This window comes from Verrucomicrobium sp. BvORR034 (assembly GCF_000739635.1).
Taxonomy (GTDB): Bacteria; Verrucomicrobiota; Verrucomicrobiia; order Verrucomicrobiales; family Verrucomicrobiaceae; genus Verrucomicrobium.
Genome location: NZ_BATQ01000183.1, coordinates 67034 through 87209, shown reverse-complemented (window position 1 = coordinate 87209; position 20176 = coordinate 67034). Strand labels below are relative to the sequence as shown.

Sequence of the window (20176 nt, the reverse complement as noted above, 5' to 3'; positions counted from 1 at the left end):
CAACCTCGCTGCCTCAGCCCCCCCTTTGTGACACCATCGACACCCTTTTTACATGTTACACCAATAAACCCCCTCTCTTTATCTCAGTGAACTGCCTAAAAGGGTGTCGATGGTGTCACAAGGAACCGTTGAGCTCCTTCTGAAAGCACCCCGCCGGCTGCAGTTCGCATCAACTCGCAGCTCGTGCCTTCCATCCCGCGGCGACTGAGCCGGTTGGGACAACCGGACTACACCCGAGGCACCGCTGCGGGAGTAGTCCGACGGTCCCCGTCGGCCTGGGAGCGGAGGGGGTGATGGAGCCCACCTCCGACCCACTGGCTCCTCAACACCTCGCTGGCATCTGGATGAGCAACCTTGCTGGCCAGATGAGTCGGAAGACTTGCTGGCAGGCCAGGGGCTTTAGAGGCGAGGCAGGGAGTCAGACCGCCGCAACTCCCTCGGAGTAGAATTTCCTACCACCTCATACCCCACGTAGGCTCGCCTGAAGCTCGCCAACGTGGGGCTTATGGCCGCATCCTCTTCGAGGAAGAGCTTCAGCTGAACGACTGGGCAAAGTCGGTCCCCATGGCGAGCACCCTCCAAGCCTACTGTCGGTCTGCTCTCCTCGCGTCGAAACCATCTCCCGCCTTGACGCCTCTCCTATTCTCGGGCTTTGTGCCATTCTGACGCGTTCGCGCCCGCATGACCACGCCTGCCACCATCCTCATTGTTGATGACGAGAAGCACACCCGGGAGGGGTTGCGGCTGTCGCTGGAGGATGATTTCGACGTCTATGTGGCGGGCAACTCCGCCGAGGCGATGGAGATCCTGAAAGGGGATCCGGTGGATGTGATGCTCACGGATCTGCGCCTAGGCGGGGAGAGCGGGATGGACCTCATCGGGCAGGCATTGAAGCTGTCGCACCCGCCCATCTGCATCATGATGACCGCCTACGGCTCCGTGGACACGGCCGTGGAGGCGATGAAGCGCGGGGCGTACGACTTTGTCACGAAGCCCCTGAATCTGGATGAGGTGGAAATCCTCATCAAACGGGCGCTCCGCAGCCGGACGCTGGAGAAAGAGAACTCCGAGCTGAAACGCCAGGTGGAGAAGAAATTCTCCATTGAGGGCATTCTGGGCCAGAGCGAGGTCATGAAGCCGGTGTTCGAGGTGATCGAGCAGGTGGCACCCACCAAAGCGACTGTCTTGATCGAGGGCGAGAGCGGCACAGGGAAGGAACTGGTGGCCAAGGCCATCCACCACCTGAGCGGTCGCCCGGCGGCCAAACTGGTGACCGTGCACTGCGCAGCGCTGGCGGCGAACGTGCTGGAGAGCGAACTCTTCGGTCACGAAAAAGGGTCCTTCACCGGGGCCACGGAGCGGCGCATTGGTCGCTTCGAGCTGGCGGATGGAGGCACGCTTTTCCTGGATGAGATCGGGGAGATCGACGCCAACATCCAGATCAAGCTTCTGCGGGCCCTGGGTGAGCACACCATCGAGCGGGTGGGGGGCAACAAGCCCATCAAGGTGGAGGTGCGTCTGGTGGCCGCCACCAACAAGGATCTCTGGAAACTCGTGCAAGAGGGCAAGTTCCGGGAAGACCTCTACTACCGGCTGCGAGTGGTGCAGGTGAAGCTGCCGCCCCTGCGCGAACGCAAAAGCGATATTCCCCTTCTGGCGGATGCGTTTTTGCATGAGCTGGCCAAGGCCAACGGCAAGCCGTTCAAGCCGCTGTCTGACGAGGCGCTGCAGGCGCTGCTCGCCTACTCCTGGCCGGGAAATGTGCGCGAACTGCGCACGGCTCTGGAGCACGGCATCGTGATGTGCAATTCCCCGCGGGTGGGGTTGAAGCACCTGCCCGGCTATCTCCTCCACGCCCGGCCTGCGCTGGCCTCTGGCTCCTCCGCCGTGGCGGTCTCAGGTCCTGCGGGAGAGGGGGGCGCCCATGGCAGCGCCGCTCTGGGCGACGATCTGAACCTGGAAAAAATGGAGCGGGCTCTCATCGAGGAAGCGTTGCGGCGGACCGGTGACAACCGAACCGAAGCGGCGGAGGTGTTGGGCCTCAGCCGCCGCACCCTCCAACGCAAGCTCAAGGAAATGAACCGCGTGAAGAAGATTCGCCGGCAGGGCGATTGAAATTGTTTCCGCCAAATTTTCTTGGATTTCGCGGGATCAAGTTCATGCTTGCCGCAGGTCAGGCCCAAAAACCAGCCGCTCCGCAAACAGGATGATGGACTCCCAAGATCAAACCAGCCGCAGTGGAGGGGTTAGCGGACCTTCGTGGGGGGTGGTGCTGGTCTTTTTTGCCGTCCTCGTGGCGCTGTTCTTTGTGCAGCTTTTTGCCACCTTCCGGGGGATTTCCTCCCCTGCGACCATGGATGCTGCGCAGGTGGCGCGGGAAATCGCACGGGGGAACGGCTTCCACACCAAGCTGATCCGGCCTTACGCGTGGCAGCAGCAGTTGAAGGCCGGAAAGGACGCTCCGCTGGAGCAGATGGTGGACACGCACCAGCCGCCCCTGCCCACACTGCTCATGGTGCCGATGATGCAGGCTTTCAAAGGGCATTGGGAGTTTCCGGAGAGCTCGCGGATCTACCCTCTGGACCGGGTCATCGTCGGGGCGTCGCTGCTTCTCTTTGTCGCCTCCATCGGCCTTGCTTATCTGACCGTGCAGCGGGTGTTTGATGCCTGGATTGCGGGCTGGACGGTGATCTTGATGTTGTTGTGCCAGTACTTCTGGGAGGTGGGGCGCAGCGGGCTCACCCCCATGATGCTGCTCTTCTTTTTCAATCTGGCGCTCTATTGGCTGGTGGGCGCCATGGAGGCGGTGGAGGAGGGGCGTCCTGGCGTGGCCCGCTACGCTGTGGGGCTGGGCCTGGTAACGGCCTGCATGGTGATGACTCACTGGATGGCGCTCTGGTTGATGCTCGGGCTGACGGTGGCTGCGGCCATCTGGCTGCGACCACGGGCGCTGGCGCTGGCCGTGCTGCTGCCATCCGTCCTCGTGCTGGCGGCGTGGGGCTGGCGCAATCAAATGGTGGGTGGAGATGCCCTCGGCTCCAGCAAGGCGATGCTACAGGCGGCGCTGATGATGCCGGGAGACACCTGGCTGCTGCGGGACTTTTCTGGCACCAGTCCTCCGGTGGATGTGGGCTTCCTGCTCCGGAAGACGCTGAGCAATCTCATCGACCAGTTGGGCACCCTCTACCTCCACCTCGGCTCCATCCTGCCCGCAGGGCTGTTTTTCCTGGCATTGCTCCACCCGTTCAAAAGGGGGGAGACAAGGAACCTGCGCTGGGCGCTGGCTATTGTGTGGGGCATGGCGCTGGTGGGCATGAGCATCGTGGGGCTGCCGGAAAAGGAATTCGATGAAAACCAGATGCACCAGATCTTCATCCCGCTGTTTGCGGCCTATGGTCTGGCGTTTCTCACCGTCCTATGGGCCCGGCTGGGCTTCACCCATGCTGGGTGGTGGGGGAAGAATGCTCTCGTCGTGACAGCGGTGCTGATCAGCATCCTGCCCATGGCCCGTTCTTTGCCCCTCGAGGTGCTGGCAGGACTTTATAATAAAGGGCAGTTCGCCCACTGGCCGCCCTATCTGCCGGACCGGATCGCCAAAGTAAGGGATTTTGTGGGGGAGAAGGAGCTGGTTTACACGGACATGCCCTGGGCTGTCGCGTGGTACGCAGATCGAAAGGCCGTCTGGCTCCCGATGGAGGTGGCCCAGTTCAATGAGATGCGGGATCGCTCCAAGGCCCACGGGGAGGAAGTGGCGGGCATGCTCTTCACCCCCTTTTCTTCCAGGGTGTCGAACGTGACCGACGTCTTCTCCAGCGAGTACCGCGCCTGGGCTCCCGAGGTGTACCGCGGGTCTGGCATCGGATTAGGCCTGGACACTTTGAGCACGGGAACCTTTCCCTATAAAGAAATCTTCCCTCTGGCCGGGCAGCCCGTTGGCACCCGATTCCTCGTGCAGATGGCCTTCATGTCGGACCGCCGACGCTGGGAGGCGGAGGCCGCCAAGTAGGCTGGGGCCTCCCTGGAGCCTTCTCAAGTTGGAGAAAGAGGGCCTCAGGTGACAGCGCATTCCGCTTGCGAGGATGGCGCGAAGCGGCAAAGTATCCGACTCGCCGCACCATGACCGAAGAAGAACGCCTCCCTGAAGACCTTAGCTTTGAAGAAGCGATGGAGTCGCTGGAGGCTATTGTGTCCTCGCTGGAGAGCGAGCGCATGCCTCTGGAGGAGATGGTGCAGAGCTATGAGCGCGGGGCCCGACTGCTGAGCCAGTGCCGTTCCCGCATCGAAAGTGCCCGCCAGCGGGTGGAGATGATCACGGCAGACCTGGATGGCCGTGGCCGGGTCTCCCTCAGTGACTTCGCCGCCATGGAGGAGACCGCAGCTCCCACAGCTGCTGGCAATCCAGCGTCAGAAGAAAGCCCCAAGTCCCGCGTCCCACGAAAAAAACCGGCCCAAGAAGAGTCGAACGAAGGTGAGATCCGATTGTTTTAGCCCGCCCGTCCAGCTTATTTGATCATACTGCCATGCCGGAACTGCCCGACATTCACTCGCCTGCCGACCTCAAAGCACTGCCACAGGAGCAACTGCCCGAGCTGGCAGAACGGATTCGCCAGACCCTGATCACCACCCTGGCGGAAACCGGCGGGCACCTGGGGCCCAATCTGGGCGTCGTGGAGCTGACTCTGGCCTTGCATCGCGTCTTTGACACGCCGAAGGACAAGTTCGTCTTTGACGTGGCCCACCAGGGGTACGTGCACAAGATGCTGACCCACCGCTGGGATCGCATTCATACCATCCGCCAGTATGAGGGGCTCAATGGCTTCCTGCTCCGCACTGAGAGCGAGCATGACTCCTATGGTGCCGGCCACGCTGGTACCGCCCTTTCTGCCGCTCTGGGCATGGCCGTGGGCCGTGACCTCCGCGGTTCTGATGAGCATGTGGTGTGTGTGGCAGGCGACGCCGCCTTCACCTGCGGCCCCACATTTGAAGCGCTGAACAACGCCGCCGCGCAGACCAAGCGGCTGATCGTGGTGCTCAATGACAACGAGTGGAGCATCGACCGCAACGTCGGCGCCCTCGCCAAGTACTTCAATCACATCGCCACCCATCCTACCTATGCCCATCTGCACCAGACGGCCGCTGGCCTGCTGGAAATGATCGGGGGCAAGGTGATCCGCCGTCTGGCGGGCAAGGTGGAAGAGAGCGCCAAGGGCTTCCTCCTGGCGACCAACTCCCAGCCCAGCGCCTCCACCTCCGTCATCTTTGAGGAGTTTGGCTTCCGCTACTACGGTCCCATCGACGGGCACGACCTGCCGTTGCTGGTCAAAACTTTTGAGTTTCTCAAGACGCAGAACGAGCCAGTTCTGCTGCACATCATCACGGAGAAAGGGCGTGGTTATAAGCCAGCGCTGGAAGATCCGGGCAAGTTCCACGGACTGGGCAAGTACAAGATCGAGACAGGCGAAGCCATCGCCGGTGGCACGCCCACCTTCTCGCAGATCTATGCGCGCAGCGTGACGGACTTCGCCAAGGCGGACCAGAAGATCGTGGCCATCACGGCTGCCATGCCAGGAGGCACCGGGCTCAGCGTTTTCAAGAAGGAGATCCCCGAGCGCTACTTCGACGTGGGCATCGCGGAGGAGCATGCAGCCCTGTTTGCCTGTGGTCTGGCCACGCAGGGGCTGAAGCCGTTCCTTACGATCTACTCCACCTTCATGCAGCGGGCCTATGACATGATCATTCATGACATGGCCATCCAGAAGCTGCCCGTGCGTCTGTGCATGGACCGCGGCGGTCTGAGCGGTGATGACGGCCCCACCCACCACGGTCTCTTTGACATCGGTTACCTGCGCCTGGTGCCGAATCTCGTGCACATGCAGGCCAAGGACGAGGACGAGTTCGTGGACATGCTCTGGACCATGGCCCACTACGAGGGCGGTCCCATCGCCATCCGCTATCCTCGTGGCAGCGGTACCGGAGCCACTCCAAAGGACAAGCCCGTCCTGCTGGAGATCGGCAAGGCCGAAGTGGTCGAGTCGCAAGGTCAAGTGGCCCTGATCGGCCTCGGCTCCATGTTCGAGGTGGCAGAGCAGACGCGGCAGTTGCTTGCAGCCCGTGGCATCGATGCCGCCCTGATCAACCCTCGCTGGATCAAGCCGATGGACACGGCGGTCATTGAGCAGTTCGCCAGACAGTGCAAGGTGGTCTGCACCTTTGAGGATCATGTGCTGCACAACGGCTTTGGCTGCGCGGTCATCGAGCACCTCAACGATGCCGGCATCAAGACGCCCGTGGCCCGCGTGGGCTGGCCGGATGAGTTCATTGAGCACGGCACTCCTGCCATCCTTCGCAAGAAGCATGGCATGACGGCTGAAGCGGCGGTGGAGAAGATCCTGGCCTTGTTGCAGTAGGATTTCCCAAGAAGTTTCCATGGAAGGCCGTCTGGGAGACCAGACGGCCTTATCTTTTGGAGGTTGCGTTTGCGGATAATTCTTATTTTTCCACATGGTGTGGAAACCCATCCGGAAAGTGCACGCTCCAAAAAAACCTGCGTGAAGGATGGCCATGCCTTTGCTACGGTTCGGCCTCTCCGCCGTGTGTCACCCGTGGCATCAAGGATCCGCCTCTGAACCGTGAATGTAGCAAGTGCCAGCCCGCTCTCCGTCCGCTCTGCCAAGCGGATCTGGTCCCGATTTAAGCAGGGCCTGGCGGCGCTGACGCCCAGGTGGGGCTATGTGCTCGGCAGAAGGCTTTTTCACGGGGCCCTGCTGTACACAGGCTGGCCCCGGGTGCCGTATTGGGCGCTGTACCAGTACATGCGCCGGCAGGAGTTTTGCCTGAGCAAAGAACTCGCCTGCCTGCCCGTGAAGGAAGGCGAGCCCCGGTTCGAGATTCACATGATGCTCTGTGAAGGGCACGTGGTCATGGCGGAGTGGGCCATCTGGTCTTTCGTATGATACGTTGAGCTGCCCTACAAGATCATCGTCCATGATGACGGGTCCCTCACCTTTGCGAGTGCTTCAAGGCTGAAGGCGTTGTTCCCGTGTCTCACAGTCCTGTCTCGGGAGGAGACGGATGCCCGCGCCCATCAGTACTTTGAAGGCCTGCCGCTCTGCCGGGAGGCTCGCACCCAGTTCGACTTCTCCCTGAAGCTCTTCAACCTGGGCTGCACCGCTGGCACACGATCCATCCTCATGCTCGACAGCGATGTCATTACCGTGGCGCGTCCGGTCGAACTGCTGGAAGCCCTGGAGCAACCGGAGACGGGGCTCCAGTACAATGAGCATTTCCGCGAACCGCTGGAGACCATCGCGTCCGAGTTTCGTCTTCCGGATCTGCAGGCTCGCGTGGAGCGCGCCTGTGAGACGCGTGTCCAGCCGTTGTTCAACTCCGGGGTGATGTCCTTTAACAAGGATGAGATCCTGGACTATGCGGTGATCGAGCGGTGGCTGGGCCGGATGAAGGATCAGGGCGTGACCATCCCGATCCTGAGTGAGCAGACGCTCTTCGGCATGCTGGCCCACAGTTCCGGCCGCGCACGACCGCTCCCGGAAGACTACCGAGTTGGTCGCGGTGCGATGAAACTTCGTGGAGCTCATCCTGACACAAAGATGTTTCACTTCATGGCCTCCACGAAAAACTACTTCTTTTCCCTGGGCGTCCCGGCAGCTCTCCGGGCGGGGGAGGCAGCTGGGAACAATGTTGCATGAGCAGGTGTAGAGGTTGGCGACCCATCTCTCGGAGTGCCAGAGGACAGGCTATTACGGTGGCTTCAGAAGTGCGAAGACCGTGGTACATTCGTCTCTTTGGAACCACCGATTGGGCGATTGAGTTGCGCGGTCTAATCTTGGCGAAAATCAATGGGGCTTGAACGAAGACGAGGAATGACTCTTCTGACTTTTAACGTAAATTCGGCATGGGAAAACTAATGGGTGCTTTTGTTGCTCTGTTGCTCTTGGCGTGTTGCGAGAGAGTGCCTGAGCTTACTTCTGTTGCAGGAGAATATGTTTTCAAGCACGATGGTGGTTGGGAGGAGACATGGATTCTCGGTGAGAATATGAAGTATGAACATCGATTGCTGCGAGATGGCGGAAGCAAGGTGCTGATTCATTCAGAAACTGGCACATGGGAGCTTCAAAGGGGGACGCTACAAACAAGACCGCTAATCAGGTTCTTAAAAGCCGCGGCTTACTTCGAACCAGGTACAATGCAAAAGTATGATGGGCCATTAGAAGTTACAAGCATGGATGCTACCTTCGATTCCGCCAGCGGACATCCATTGGGGCTCAACTTCGGACTAAATGAAGAGTACATAGCTTCCAAGATTCGGTAGTGTGGGAATACAAATAGACAAGCTAGAATGGACTGCGAAGAATCTTCCATCTGTTTGGACTGCAGGGCGCGTGCCCGGAGATACTTCGTGGAAGCCAATGATGAGGCCCCCAAGCACGCGGAGAGCAGTGCCAGAAGACAGGTTACCCCTGATGAGACGATGGGCTCATGAAAGCTCAGGAAAGGCGTCACCTTCAATCAGATATTGAGGGTCTGGATTTTTGCCACCTCAACATGGCTTCCTCCTTGTTGATCCCCATGAAATGATAGAGCGCCGCCTGCGGAATGGGGGCACGAGGGTTCTGGGAAGAAACCTGACAATGCCAGTAGGGCGGAAGCTCATCAGGGGGACCCAGTTCATTGACGATTTCTGCCAGGGGAAGCTGATCCAGTGTCCGGGAACCCCGCAGCTTCCATCGGTCACGCCAGACCTGAAAGAAGTGGTGCGTCGCTTTGCACTTCTTGAACAGAATCACCCCGCTATTCCACACAGGGATGTCTTGAGGCAGCTTCCGGAGTTCCTTGGTATACTCCTCCCCGAAAGACTCCGTCAGCCACGCAGCCCGCGTAATGTTGCCCAACGTCGTGTATTTGGGGGTCTCTTTTGCCATGAACAATGATCCGCTCTTTAGGAGGTCAAACACGGGCTCAAGGGGCTCGCATGCCACCGTATCACAGTCAATGAAGAGCGTTTCATCAAAAGGGCTCCAGAGGTCCATGGACAGTTTGGCTAGGCGGGAGGCAAAGCCTTCGTCTGCAGGATGGCAGTACACTGGCAGGCCAGGACTGCTGCGTCTCACAGATGCCACAGCCGTCATGGACATCTCCACATAGGCGGGGGATGCACACAGCACGATGCCCCTGCTGGCAGGCTTGTCTGCCAGCGTATTCTTCGGAGTGCTGGTTGCATGAGGTCTTCTGAAAAAGTGCTGCTTGCAGAACGCGTCACGCTTCTCGAGATGTTGACGGCGGTGGGAAACTGCGTCGTTGTCTGCGAGTTCGAGGATATTGCCTGGGACACCTACGAGATGATGTCTCACTCCGAACAGGGACGAGATGAACACATCGTCGTTGGAAATGGAAATTTCATCGAGAGATCGCATCTCGAACCTTCGACGAAGCATGTCTGTCCGACCGAATACCGCCCTGCCCTTGATGACATCACACATCTGGGACTCCTCACTGTGGATGCCCCGGGAATAGCACTTGTTCGGATCATTTCGGTTGAGCACCACACCAAACGGGCCCACCAGGGTATCAACGGCGACGATCTTTTGCAGGTAGGGCGCCCAATCCTTGATGCATAGATCATCATCGTGGACACAAAAATACCGGGTTTGTGACCTGCATGCCAGCAGCCAGCGCAGGACCGGGTCATTGCCGTCAGACCGGACATACCAGCTTGCACGCTTCACGATCTCATCCGGCGCTTCCCATCCTGGCGGAGCATTGTCCAAGAGTACGATTTCCGCTCCTGCCGGAATGTGGTCAAAGATTGCCGGGAGGTTCACGGTTCTCCGGTAGTTCACAATGACCACCGTCAGATCAAGAGCCCCTGGCTGAAGTTCGAGGTCGGGAACCACTCCCCATTCCCTTCCCGCATTGGCGATCAGATCACCGCGATCCCACTTCGCGCGGAAGAACTTCTCCCAGGTCGCCGCTTCGGTTCCGCGATCCGCCTCCGTCAGATTTCGCAGTTCGTCCCCATGCCGGATGAACTCAGCGGTTCCAGATGATATCGTCTTCACCCGAGCACCGAGTCGCTTGGCTCGCTCCACCAGGTCAATGTCCTCATGGCCATAGCCGTGGTGGTCTTCGTCATATCCGCCTAGCTTGAAGAAAAGATCCCGCTTGATGTTGATGCGGCCAAAACCGCCTCCATAGACATTCGCATCATAGACAAACGTGCAAACATCCGCCCCGCTTTGTACAGCGCGGCACAGCTCCTCCAGATACGGTCTGTTGAGGAATTGATCAGCATCAAGGTTGACCAGATACTCCCCTTTGGCGGCCTTATGACAGAGATTTTTGGAGTGTGACGTGTTGTATCGTTCCGGCATCCGGGTCCTGGCGTATCTCAGCAGTCGGAGCCGCATCGCCTCCCGGCAGGTTGTGTTTACGTACTCCTCCATCTGATCTTGGGAGTTGTAGTTGAGCAGGACAATTTCACACTCACCATGCTGCCTGATCACCTCAAGGTTTTTGGGCAACGTCTGTATCAAGTGCTCCAGACGGTCCTTGCAAGTGATGCAGAAGGAGAACTTCGGCACAAACTCTCTGCTTTTGGAGATTGGGTCACGCCCGCACGGAGCATCCGCAGCCGTCCTGGAATGAGTTCCGTTCACATACTGTGTACCTCTCCCAATCTCGTACGTGAAAAGCTTGGCATCCTCAATGGCTTGCAGCTTGTCTGAGGGGTTTGAGCTGTCCACCTGAAAGAAAGGTCTCCGTGGCGCATACGCTTTCAGGAGTTGCGGTCGTTTGCCTCCCTCCACCCGGAGTTGCTCATGCAGGCGCTCCCTCGCTTCTGCGTCCACATAACCTTCGATAAATGTCATCAACTGAACGTCACACTCCACCAGGAGGGGACGCCATGCTGCAAGCATCTTTCTGGCTCCAGAGATGCTCACGGCATACGCTTCGAGACCAATCCCCCCACGCGCCACCCTCCATTCAACTCGTTTGGTGGAGTCAGCGCCACTTTTGCCCTGGTGCGGGTCGGCGAGCCCCCTCGACTTGACACGGTCATGGAGGAACAAGACCTCCGCATCATTCGGGACCTCGACAAGACCTTCGTTGGCCAGCAACTCGCTGAGAGCCTCCCCTGGTTGGGCATCATCTTCAAAAATCACCCCCCATGGTTCACCGCTCTCAAGAAACCGATGGAGTGCCCGCTGATGGCTGAGGCACAGTGCCGTTCTGACGGGGTCAAGAACCCGCTTTCTACCCACCAGCCCTTCGTACTGCAGCCGCAGAAGTTCCCGCGGATGCCACGTTGGCTCCTCGTTTTCGGAGGCGGCGATGTACTTCAGTCCGTCAATGGCCGCAATCCTCTGACACCTATCGTTGCCGAAGAGCGGCACCAGGGTGCGGGAGCAGCGTCTCCATCTATCGTGGCTTCGATCCAGATTGATGATCCAGGAGGGCAGTTGGGTGAGGTTGAACCGCATGCTTAGAGATGGCTAAAGGATTTGAGTGCTGCTTGTGATAACCATGAACCAAGAATGGTTTTGTGAATACATTCTTGTGAAGTAAAAATATTCTAACTCATAAGATTGTAGTATACAGAATGACGTGCATCGGCTTTTCTTCGCATGGAAAAACCAGCGGACAAATCAATCCTCCTCGATCATGCTTCCTCGAGCCAGCGAAATCGGTCAGCCCTATACCCCGCCTCGTCCACCTTGTCCTCCAGGAGGAGGTGGTGGTGGCGGAGGAAAAGACAAGAAAAAGGGCGATTGTGATGAACAGGATCCTGACGAGTCACCCGATGAAGAGACGGATGATGAAGGGAACGCCAATTGTCCTTCCTCGAACTACCCTATCAGCTACGCCAACGGACAGATCAATCTCGCGTCAACCGACCTGGGCTGGAGTGGCATGGGCTTTTCGTGGAGGCAAACCCGATCCTACGCGAACATTCTCGACAGCAACTATGACGGAACTGAGCAGGGAGCACATTGGTTCGCATCAGCCCTGCCCTATTTGGTCTTTACCACTCAATCCGGGGTTGGCGCCACCATCGGCTGGATCAGAGGTGCGCAAAGCGCCGTGTGGTTCGAGGAGAATGGCGCAGGTGGCTGGATCGGGCGTTTTGGATCCAGGGTTCAGCTGCGCCACGATACCGTCAACAGGCAGTATGTGGTCATTCCGTCCAGCGGGCGGAGATATGTCTTCCACAGCGACGACATCAGCCTCCCCCAGTCACTTCGAGGCAAGCTGAAAGGCATGGAAAATGCCTACGGAGCGCGAGGGGAGGTGATCTACAATGAGAATGATGAGATCAGCTCGATCCGGTGGTTTGATGCCCAGGGGAGCAGTGTGGCCTTTCGGTACAGCTACGTTGAGGCACCGACATTGCTTGGCTACCTGGAATCCGTGACTCTGGAAGTGGATGGCCGGCCCGTCCGCCGGGCGCGATACGCGTATGCCGCCGTCAGCTCCACTGTGGCTACCACAGGCGATCTGCAATTGGCAACCGTCGAGCAATGGCAGGGAACCGCCTGGAAGATTCTCGCCGAAGAGGCCTACCAGTACTATGTGTCTGGCGAAATTGGGGGATTTGTTCATGGCTTGAAGAGGGTCTTTTCGCCTGAGTCTGTCGCCGCATTGCGCCGAGCCGGGTTAAACCCACTCACGCTTTCCGGAGATGCCAGCGCCTCATACGCCAACCTTGCCTTCACTTACGACGATGAGCAACGTGTCGTGGAAGAGCGCATCCAAGGGGGAGCCCATGCCTATACCTATACATGGCTCGCGGCGAGCCCCGAGCCTGCCTATGCAGACGTCAATGCGTGGTTCCGTCAGTGCATTGAAACCACGCCTGATGGGAATCAGAACATCGTTTACACCAACCGGGGTGGTGCCGAACTGCTGAAGATCCATCGCAATTCTGTCACGACCGAAACCTGGGCCACCTACAACCAGTTCGATACAGACTACAAGGTGGTGCTGCGGGCCTGGCCGTCAGCGATCGGCTCCATCAGTGAGCCATCGAGTCAGTCCGATCCGCTTGAGGTGGATCTGAAGGCCAGTGAAGGGTTGGTGCGCACCACCGAGTACTACGATGCCGATGACTTCCCCAACGGCGCGGTGAAAGGGTATCGGAAATCGCGTTCCGTGCAGGAGGGTGCATCCGGGTCACCGATTCTGATCAGCGAGACGGCGTACAGCACTCACACGGTAGGGCTGGTTTCCGTGCACCCGATGTGGAAGCAATGGAGTTACCCCGTCGCTGGTGCCTCACGTTCTGAGGCCGCCCTGACGGTTTATGACCGGGAGTACTTTGAGGACGAGTTTCATGAACCGACCTTTCAAATCGCTGAACTGACCGTAACGCCACCCTTGGTGGACGTGTCCATGCATGGCACGGGTCTGGCCGAGCCCTTTACGGAAGTGTATGATGTGGAGGGACGTTTGACTTGGTTTCGCAACGCCCGGGGCTTTATCACGTTCCATGCCTACCATCCGGCTACGGGTGCCCTGCTTCGGACGATCAACGACGTGGACATCAGCCTCATGACCGGAGCCCCGTCAGGATGGGTGACGCCCGAAAGCGGTGGTCGCCACCTGATTACGGATTATGTCAGCGACTCCCTGGGGCGCATCTTGAAGGCTCTGTATCCATGGATTCAGGTGGACCCTGCCACGGTTGAGGCTTCCGGCAGCGAGGCATTGACCGTGCGTCCCCTGGACTATTCCCTGTACCTGGACGTGGAACATGAGGTGTGGAGCGCGCGTGGTTGGATGACGGGTGAAGAAGAGGGGGCATCCTGGCACGTGCAAGGGCCGGTCCAAGTGCTCAGGAGGGATTTTAATGGGAATGTGACGGACCAGATTGCGGCAATCCCCGGCTGTCCCTGCGGTCCCCTTGGACCTGACACGTTTGGCAAAAGTGGGGCGACTGCACCTCGCCCAGCGTGGACGCGTTGGACGCAGATACTGCAGGATCTCTGGGGGCGGCAAATTGAGACCCGGATCTACCATGCCATTCCGGCATCGGGCTCGGGGCTGGAGGGGGTAAATTATAGTGCCACCCGCTATGGTTACGATGCCATGAACCACCCCTGTCGTGAAGTCTCACCAGGGGGCACGGTCAACCGCACTGTCTTCGATTCCCGAAGTCTGCCCATTGCGAAATGGGTGGGCACAAACGACGCGGGAGCGACGTCAAGCGACCCAACAGGTGGCGGCACGCCCGGGAACAACATGAAACCCACCTGGACCGGCATCTACGACAACGGTCTGGCGGGCGGTAACGGCAATCTCACGAGCCAGTCCCAGCCCGTCAACGACGACGTCGCCGATGATCGAGTCACGCTCATGGCGTATGACTACAGGAACAGGCTCACTACGGTGACAAACAACGACGGGGCTACCGATTACTTCCAGGTCACGGGCTATGACAACTTGGACAGAGTCGTGGACGAAAATCGCTATCACACCAGTATTGCCAACCTCACCCACTGTTCAACAACGGAACACGATCTGCGTGGCAGAGTTTTCAACCGGCAGCGGTATTACGTAAACAGTAACGGCACCCTGGGAGATCCGCTCGTAGCTGGGACTTGGTACGATCCCGAAAGCAACCCCATTAAACAAACCCAGCAAGGAAGGCTGGCGGTCACGAAAACCGTCTTTGATTCACTGAACCGCAGGGAAGCGCAGTATCTCGTTTCCGAAGCGGCTCCCACCGTGGGTGTGAACACCAATAGCGTAGCGCTTGATGTGGTGATCGAAGAAGGTCTGAACCTCTACAATGATGACAACCAGGTGATTGCGATCATTGCCAAAGCCAGATTTGATGATGCCACGGGGACGGGACCGCTCCAAGGACCGACGGAGGAGCAACCCCGATCCCGCAACACCTTTGTCGCGTATTATGCGGACCCCGCCGGGCGCTTGCGATATACTGCGAACTACGGAACAAATGGTGGCGCCCCTTGGCAGCGCCCCGAGCTTCACCCGGCTCCTTCAGATCTCATTCTTGTCAGTGAAGAGCGCTACGCACTCGATGGTGGCGTAAACTATCACCTTGATGCCGAAGGTGCTGCCACGGCGGAAGTGCGAGATCAGGCCGGGAGACGCATCCGTCTCGTGGAAAACTCCTCCATCCAAGGCGCTGACGCGGGACAGACAGGCACCGGATCTCGCACGACAGATTTTGAGTATGCTCCGGACGGGGGGCTGCAACGGCTCATCCTGCGCAACCCTTTGACTGGAGATCAGGTCACCACCTGGACCTATGGCACGACTTTGGCAGACAGTGAAATCGCCAGCAGTCGTCTGCCGGTGGCCAAGACCTATCCGACGGGTGAAACGGAGACCCAGCAATACAACCGCCAGAGCGAGATATCAGACTTTCAAGACTGCAACGGAACGCGTCACCACTACCGGCGGGACAAGTTGGGGAGAACCACCGATGACGCTGTGACTGCCCTGGCGACAGGCGTGGACGGCCTGGTGCGCCGCATCAGCACCACCTATGATGAACGCGGGAGAGTCCGATACCTGACCAGCTCTGACAACCCCGACCCTCTCCTGGGCGATGTCATCAACCAGGTGGAAATGCAGTACAACGGCATTGATTGCCTCACAGCGGACATCCAGAGCCACGCGGGAGTGGTGAACGGTTCTACGCCCAAGGTGCAATACCAATGCACCGCCGCCCAGGATCACCAACTGCGCCGTACCGGGATCATCTACCCCGATGGCCGCGCCCTCAACTACGAGTATGGAGCTGAGGCCAGCATTAACGACGTCCTGAACCGCGTGGCCTCGGTCCACGATGATGACTTGACGGTGCTGGCGGAGTTCCAGTATCTTGGCTCTGCTATGCCTGCGGTCACCCTGCTACCTGAGCCCGGGGTGCAGCGTCGTTGGAAGAAACTGGCCAGTGAACCGGTTGGAGACGGAGGCGATCCCTACACGGGCTATGACCGCTTTGGCCGCATCGAACAAATGCGCTGGTACAAGGTGGAGAGCGAGACCTACAACCCCTTGGTCAGTGTGCAGTGGGGATACAATCGAGCTTCACTCAAGACTTGGCGTCGGGATTTGCTGGCACCTGCGGCAACGGGACAGGATCAGTACTTCGACTACGACGGCCTCCATCAGGTGACAGAGCGGCAACGCGGAGTGTTGAACATCAATGCCACATCGGTTGGGGGCACGCCTGCTCAACAGGAGAACTTCCACTACGACGAAACCGGCAACTGGGTCACCTACCAACAGGCCAACGAGGGTGCGCTGGACATTGATCAGACCCGGCAAAACAACGCCAGCAACCAGATCTCCCAGATTGATGGCTCCAGTGCTGGGGTGAGCTACGACCTCAACGGCAATATGCTCCTGGTGCCTACGGGTGAATCCCTGGAGGGGCCGTCACGACAACTGGTGTGGGATGCGTGGAATCGCTTGAGGATCGTGAAGGACCATGAGGACAACGTCTTGGGCGACTACCAGTATGATGGCCAGACACGTCGTACCTTGAGTGAGGCAAACGAGAAGGTGCGACATTTTTACTACAATGACCAGTGGCGCAGTGTAGAGGAGCGGATTGACAGCGAGACGACACCGAACCGCCAGTATGTCTGGCAACCTGCAGACCGCAGGGAGTTAATCTCGCGAGACCGCTCCAAAGCGGGTGACGGAATGCTGAATGAACGGCTATACAGCTTGAAGGACCAGTTGGATCCGGTCGCGCTGGTTGATGAGAAGGGGGAAGTCTTGGAGCGGTATGCGTACAGTGCCTTTGGATTGGTGTCGGTGCTGGATGCGGAGTATGAACCTATGGTGGTGTCAGCAGTGGTGTGGTCATTTCTATTTCATGGGGAGTTTTGGGATGAGGAAACGAGCTTGTACAACTATGGCTTCCGCTTTTGTGCGCTGGAGTTGGGTAGATGGTTGAGTAGGGACCCGCTTGAGGAAGGAGGCGGGGTGAATCTGTTCGAGCTGTTCAACAACAACGCTCCCAATCGACTTGATTCCTATGGGTTGACAGTCTACCAAGCAGAGACAATTTGTTTCAATAAGCCGAGCACTTTAGCCTTTGATGGTGATGGTTGGAAGATGACGAATTCTTATCCAGTTGATACACAATCCAGTTGGTATGCTTCCTTTGATTTTACCGCTGAGGCGACTTGGGAGGCAAGTGTGACAGTAGAGTGTGAGTGCTCTTGCTATACCGAGGGCTCGACGACTGCGACCACTTGGACAAAGTCCGCCTCAGGAAAGAGAACTGTCACGAAGGAATTTGACGTGATGGCAACGCGCTTTGATCCTATGGCGGGGGCATCAGCAATTGCATTGCCGTCTGGAGCCAACCTAGGGCAGCAGGCGGGTAACGCGGCAAATGCTGCAGGCAGTAGTGGACTGTCTGCCATAGCGCCGGCCCTAAAGCAGCAAATTAACAATGCCGCCGAGTTGGTGGCTCCCAAAGAACCAAACGAAGGTTCGTGGATTGGAGGCGACCCATGCAAAAAATGAAATCGATAGTCAAAAATGGCATTCTAGTTGCTGTAGGCGCATTAATCGGAGCAATCTCGGTGGGGTATCCTCTAGGAGTGCGCAATGAGGCGAGGAATTGCGTTCTTGTTTGGAACCTGAATGACGTATTCGGTATGGAGCGATTGCGAAGATCGGAGCTCACGAAGGAACAGTGCTTTCAAGAAATACGTAAGCAGGCCATTGAGAGGCATAGGTCGATGATGGCAAGATTGGAAAGCTCTCCTGTAGAAAAGCTTCTATTTTCATTTAGTGAACAGTCCAAAAAAAGTGTGAAGCGGCTTGATACGGCGGGTGCAGAGATCAAAAGTGACAACCCCTAGGACGTGTCTTAAAATTGATTCCTCAGATGTAGGGTGCAAATGCCAAGCAAAAGTGACAACCCATAGCAGGCCGGGCCAACAGACTGCTTCCCGAAAAATAAGCACCAAAACAGGCTCCTCGTGAGCAGAGGCTTTATGGGCATGCCCTCTTACCATCCGAACGCATCAACACACGGTCCCGCCACCATCCAGTGTTCGTCCCCGGCAACCGTTGGGGAGGGTTAAAGCGGTGTCTTTCAACCTGCCTCTTGCACACGAAGCGGGTTAGCACGGGATTCTGGCCTGACCTTTTGAATCTCACCGCCCCATTTCCCGGAACTTGCCCCCGCTGCGCTGGGCGAGGCGACGCCAGGTGGCGTTGTCTTCTGGCCGCATCTGGAAGCCGATGAAGTGGATGGGCACCTCCTTGCCGGCGGCGGCCTGGAGACGCTTGAGTTGTGCCTCGAACTCATCGCCCGGCACTTTGCGGTTGCCATCGGTGGGGGTGGTCTGCTCGAAGCTCCCGTCGGAGATCAGGAAGATGGTGTCAGGCTTCAGGCTGAAGGCGTAGTCCAGCACAAAGGGAAGCCCGTTGGGGATGGTGGACTTCACCCCCTGGCCGCCGGCGGGCATCATCCCGCTCTCGTCCCACTGGGTTTCGATCCACTGGTGGGCCAGATCCTTGTTGGTGGGGCTGGCGGCCACCAGCTCTTCACTGAACGGTTTGAAGTTGCGCACGAACTGGATGATCGAGTAGCGGCAGTTGACGGGCAGCTTGCTGATGAGTTCAGAAGTTTCCTCCTTGATCCGCTCCAACGGCACTCCGGAGGCTTTGGCCTTGTTCACCACAGACCCGGAAACATCAAACAGGAGAAGAATGCGCCGGGCTTCGGTCTTGATGCCAAAGAAGCTGAGCCCCGTGCCACCCATGCCGCCGCTGCCTCGCCCCCCACCACTGCCCATGCCAGAACCCATGCCGCCGCTGCCCACCATGCCGGAGATCTGGTCGGAGACGATCTGGCTCGGATCCAGCGGCAGGAGCTGGTCCATGTCGATCTTGGGCATCTCAGGCAGGGAGAAGGCGGTGGGCCGGGTGCTGACGATGCGGTCGCTGAAGGTGGGCTTCGGTGCCATGGCCTCGTGCTTGGCCATGGTCATCTTGTGCTCGCGGCTCTGCACCGGCACCCGGATGTCGCGGGTGGGCACGGTGAAGGTGGCCGGAGGTTCGGCGAAATAGCGGGCCACAATCCAGACCCCGGCCACGAACAGGCCGGCGATGTGCAGCCCCAGAGCCACGAGGAAAACGGTGACCAGCAGGCCGCGACGGCGGGGACTGTGGCTGGCGGGGGCAGAGAGGGCGGCTTGCATGGGGTATTAGGAATTACTCAACCGAGGCCTCCACGGCCCCGCCGAAGGTGACGGCGCTGATGTGGGCCCGGGCACAGGCGTTCAACACATCCACAATGCGCTGGTGGGGCACGTCGTCATGGGGCACGAGGGTCACAAGTGCCTGGCTGCGGGCGGCGTCGGCGCTTTCCTTGAACCGCTTCAAGGTGGAGATCAGCTGGGGCATGTCCTTGTCGCCGGGGGCGCCCACTTTCATCTCGTTGAGCAGGACCACGCCCTTCTCATCGATCTCAATCCGCTGCTCGTCTGGGATCTCCACGGCCTCCGTCTGGGCCACCGTGCCCGGGAGCGTCATGCTCATGTCTCCCTCGGGCTTGGTCGGCTTGGAGGTCAGGATGTAGAAGAAGAGCAGCAGGAAGCACACGTCGATCATCGGTGCGATCTGCAGTTCCACCTGGGGATGTTCAATGCGGCGGGGGACGGCCATGGCAGGGGAGCTATTTGTTGTGGGCACCAAAGATGACGGTCACGGCCCCGGCTTCGGCGGCCATGTTCATGACCTGTTTGATGCGTTTGGCCGGGGTGCGGCTGTCGGCGCGCACATAGACCTTGAGCGGCGGCACTTCTTTGAGCCGGTTCTTGAGGTGGGCCACGGCCTCCTTGTCGGTGACTTGGCGGTCTCCGGTGAAGAGCTGGCCGTGCTCGTCGATATTCAGAACATCGCGGTCGCCTTTTTCCTTCTGCTCCGTGGCCGTGGGGGCCTTGGGCAGATCCACCTGCATCAGTTTCATGCCCTGGGTCAGCTTTCCAGTGAGCATGAAGAAGAAGAGCAGCAGCATGGTGACGTCCACCATGGGGGCGATCTGCAAGCCCACCTCCTCCGCATGGAGCCGTTTCAGCGGGCGACGTGCGACTTCCTCGTCATCATGATGCTCGGACATGGCGGTCGGTCAGGTGCGTGGCGTGCAGTTTCT

The 20176-nt window shown here is 58.7% G+C and carries 13 protein-coding genes; 9 read left to right on the top strand and 4 right to left on the bottom strand.

Annotated features, from left to right (window positions below):
- The first annotated feature begins 681 nt into the window (after positions 1–681).
- The 7 genes from BV034_RS33020 (at position 682) to BV034_RS32990 (ending at position 8329) form a co-directional block, all read left to right on the top strand.
- A complete protein-coding gene (locus BV034_RS33020; RefSeq protein WP_050031196.1) occupies positions 682–2115 on the top strand; it encodes a sigma-54 dependent transcriptional regulator in 1434 nt (477 codons plus the stop codon).
- A gap of 91 nt (positions 2116–2206) precedes the next feature.
- Positions 2207–4006, top strand: a complete 1800-nt coding sequence (locus BV034_RS33015; RefSeq protein ID WP_050031195.1) for a hypothetical protein — start codon at positions 2207–2209, stop codon at positions 4004–4006.
- 110 nt (positions 4007–4116) lie between these two features.
- Complete coding sequence (gene xseB, locus BV034_RS33010) at positions 4117–4488, top strand: exodeoxyribonuclease VII small subunit (protein ID WP_050031194.1); 372 nt, start codon at positions 4117–4119, stop codon at positions 4486–4488.
- A 32-nt stretch (positions 4489–4520) separates the two neighbouring features.
- Positions 4521–6407 (top strand): 1-deoxy-D-xylulose-5-phosphate synthase, encoded by a 1887-nt coding sequence (gene dxs, locus BV034_RS33005; RefSeq protein ID WP_050031193.1) that lies wholly within the window; start codon positions 4521–4523, stop codon positions 6405–6407.
- A 222-nt stretch (positions 6408–6629) separates the two neighbouring features.
- A complete protein-coding gene (locus BV034_RS33000; protein WP_050031192.1) occupies positions 6630–6953 on the top strand; it encodes a hypothetical protein in 324 nt (107 codons plus the stop codon).
- Positions 6954–7031: 78 nt separating this feature from the next.
- The gene (locus BV034_RS32995; protein ID WP_050031191.1) at positions 7032–7706 is read left to right on the top strand and encodes a hypothetical protein; all 675 of its coding nucleotides are present in this window, start codon (positions 7032–7034) and stop codon (positions 7704–7706) included.
- A 206-nt stretch (positions 7707–7912) separates the two neighbouring features.
- Positions 7913–8329: a hypothetical protein gene (locus BV034_RS32990; RefSeq protein ID WP_050031190.1), complete on the top strand. Its 417-nt coding sequence runs from the start codon at positions 7913–7915 to the stop codon at positions 8327–8329.
- A 193-nt stretch (positions 8330–8522) separates the two neighbouring features.
- Here the strand turns inward: BV034_RS32990 and BV034_RS32985 are convergent, their stop codons facing one another.
- A complete protein-coding gene (locus BV034_RS32985) occupies positions 8523–11498 on the bottom strand; it encodes a glycosyltransferase (protein WP_050031189.1) in 2976 nt (991 codons plus the stop codon).
- 181 nt (positions 11499–11679) lie between these two features.
- On the opposite strand from BV034_RS32985, the gene BV034_RS32980 reads away from it, so the two are divergent.
- Positions 11680–17535, top strand: coding sequence for an RHS repeat-associated core domain-containing protein (locus BV034_RS32980; protein WP_050031188.1), 5856 nt, complete (start codon positions 11680–11682; stop codon positions 17533–17535).
- Positions 17532–17876 (top strand): hypothetical protein, encoded by a 345-nt coding sequence (locus BV034_RS32975; RefSeq protein ID WP_050031187.1) that lies wholly within the window; start codon positions 17532–17534, stop codon positions 17874–17876. The genes BV034_RS32980 and BV034_RS32975 overlap by 4 nt, the downstream gene beginning before the upstream one ends.
- Positions 17877–18173: 297 nt before the next feature.
- On the opposite strand, the gene BV034_RS32970 is transcribed toward BV034_RS32975, so the two are convergent.
- The 3 genes from BV034_RS32970 to BV034_RS32960 are packed head-to-tail and all read right to left on the bottom strand — an operon-like array spanning position 18174 to position 20143.
- Positions 18174–19223 carry a hypothetical protein gene (locus BV034_RS32970; RefSeq protein WP_050031186.1) on the bottom strand — a complete coding sequence of 350 codons (1050 nt, stop codon included), beginning with the start codon at positions 19221–19223 and terminating at the stop codon, positions 18174–18176.
- A gap of 13 nt (positions 19224–19236) precedes the next feature.
- Positions 19237–19689 carry a biopolymer transporter ExbD gene (locus BV034_RS32965; protein ID WP_038162334.1) on the bottom strand — a complete coding sequence of 151 codons (453 nt, stop codon included), beginning with the start codon at positions 19687–19689 and terminating at the stop codon, positions 19237–19239.
- Between the two features lie 10 nt (positions 19690–19699).
- Complete coding sequence (locus BV034_RS32960) at positions 19700–20143, bottom strand: biopolymer transporter ExbD (RefSeq protein WP_050031185.1); 444 nt, start codon at positions 20141–20143, stop codon at positions 19700–19702.
- Positions 20144–20176 lie beyond the last annotated feature (33 nt).

What these genes read in the sequence shown, in the direction of transcription:
- BV034_RS33020 (WP_050031196.1), top strand. Translation starts at nt 682, where the DNA reads ATGACCACGCCTGCCACCATCCTCATTGTTGATGACGAGAAGCACACC.
- BV034_RS33015 (WP_050031195.1), top strand. Translation starts at nt 2,207, where the DNA reads ATGATGGACTCCCAAGATCAAACCAGCCGCAGTGGAGGGGTTAGCGGA.
- xseB (WP_050031194.1), top strand. Translation starts at nt 4,117, where the DNA reads ATGACCGAAGAAGAACGCCTCCCTGAAGACCTTAGCTTTGAAGAAGCG.
- dxs (WP_050031193.1), top strand. Translation starts at nt 4,521, where the DNA reads ATGCCGGAACTGCCCGACATTCACTCGCCTGCCGACCTCAAAGCACTG.
- BV034_RS32990 (WP_050031190.1), top strand. Translation starts at nt 7,913, where the DNA reads ATGGGAAAACTAATGGGTGCTTTTGTTGCTCTGTTGCTCTTGGCGTGT.
- BV034_RS32985 (WP_050031189.1), bottom strand. Translation starts at nt 11,498, where the DNA reads ATGCGGTTCAACCTCACCCAACTGCCCTCCTGGATCATCAATCTGGAT.
- BV034_RS32980 (WP_050031188.1), top strand. Translation starts at nt 11,680, where the DNA reads ATGCTTCCTCGAGCCAGCGAAATCGGTCAGCCCTATACCCCGCCTCGT.
- BV034_RS32975 (WP_050031187.1), top strand. Translation starts at nt 17,532, where the DNA reads ATGAAATCGATAGTCAAAAATGGCATTCTAGTTGCTGTAGGCGCATTA.
- BV034_RS32970 (WP_050031186.1), bottom strand. Translation starts at nt 19,223, where the DNA reads ATGCAAGCCGCCCTCTCTGCCCCCGCCAGCCACAGTCCCCGCCGTCGC.
- BV034_RS32965 (WP_038162334.1), bottom strand. Translation starts at nt 19,689, where the DNA reads ATGGCCGTCCCCCGCCGCATTGAACATCCCCAGGTGGAACTGCAGATC.
- BV034_RS32960 (WP_050031185.1), bottom strand. Translation starts at nt 20,143, where the DNA reads ATGTCCGAGCATCATGATGACGAGGAAGTCGCACGTCGCCCGCTGAAA.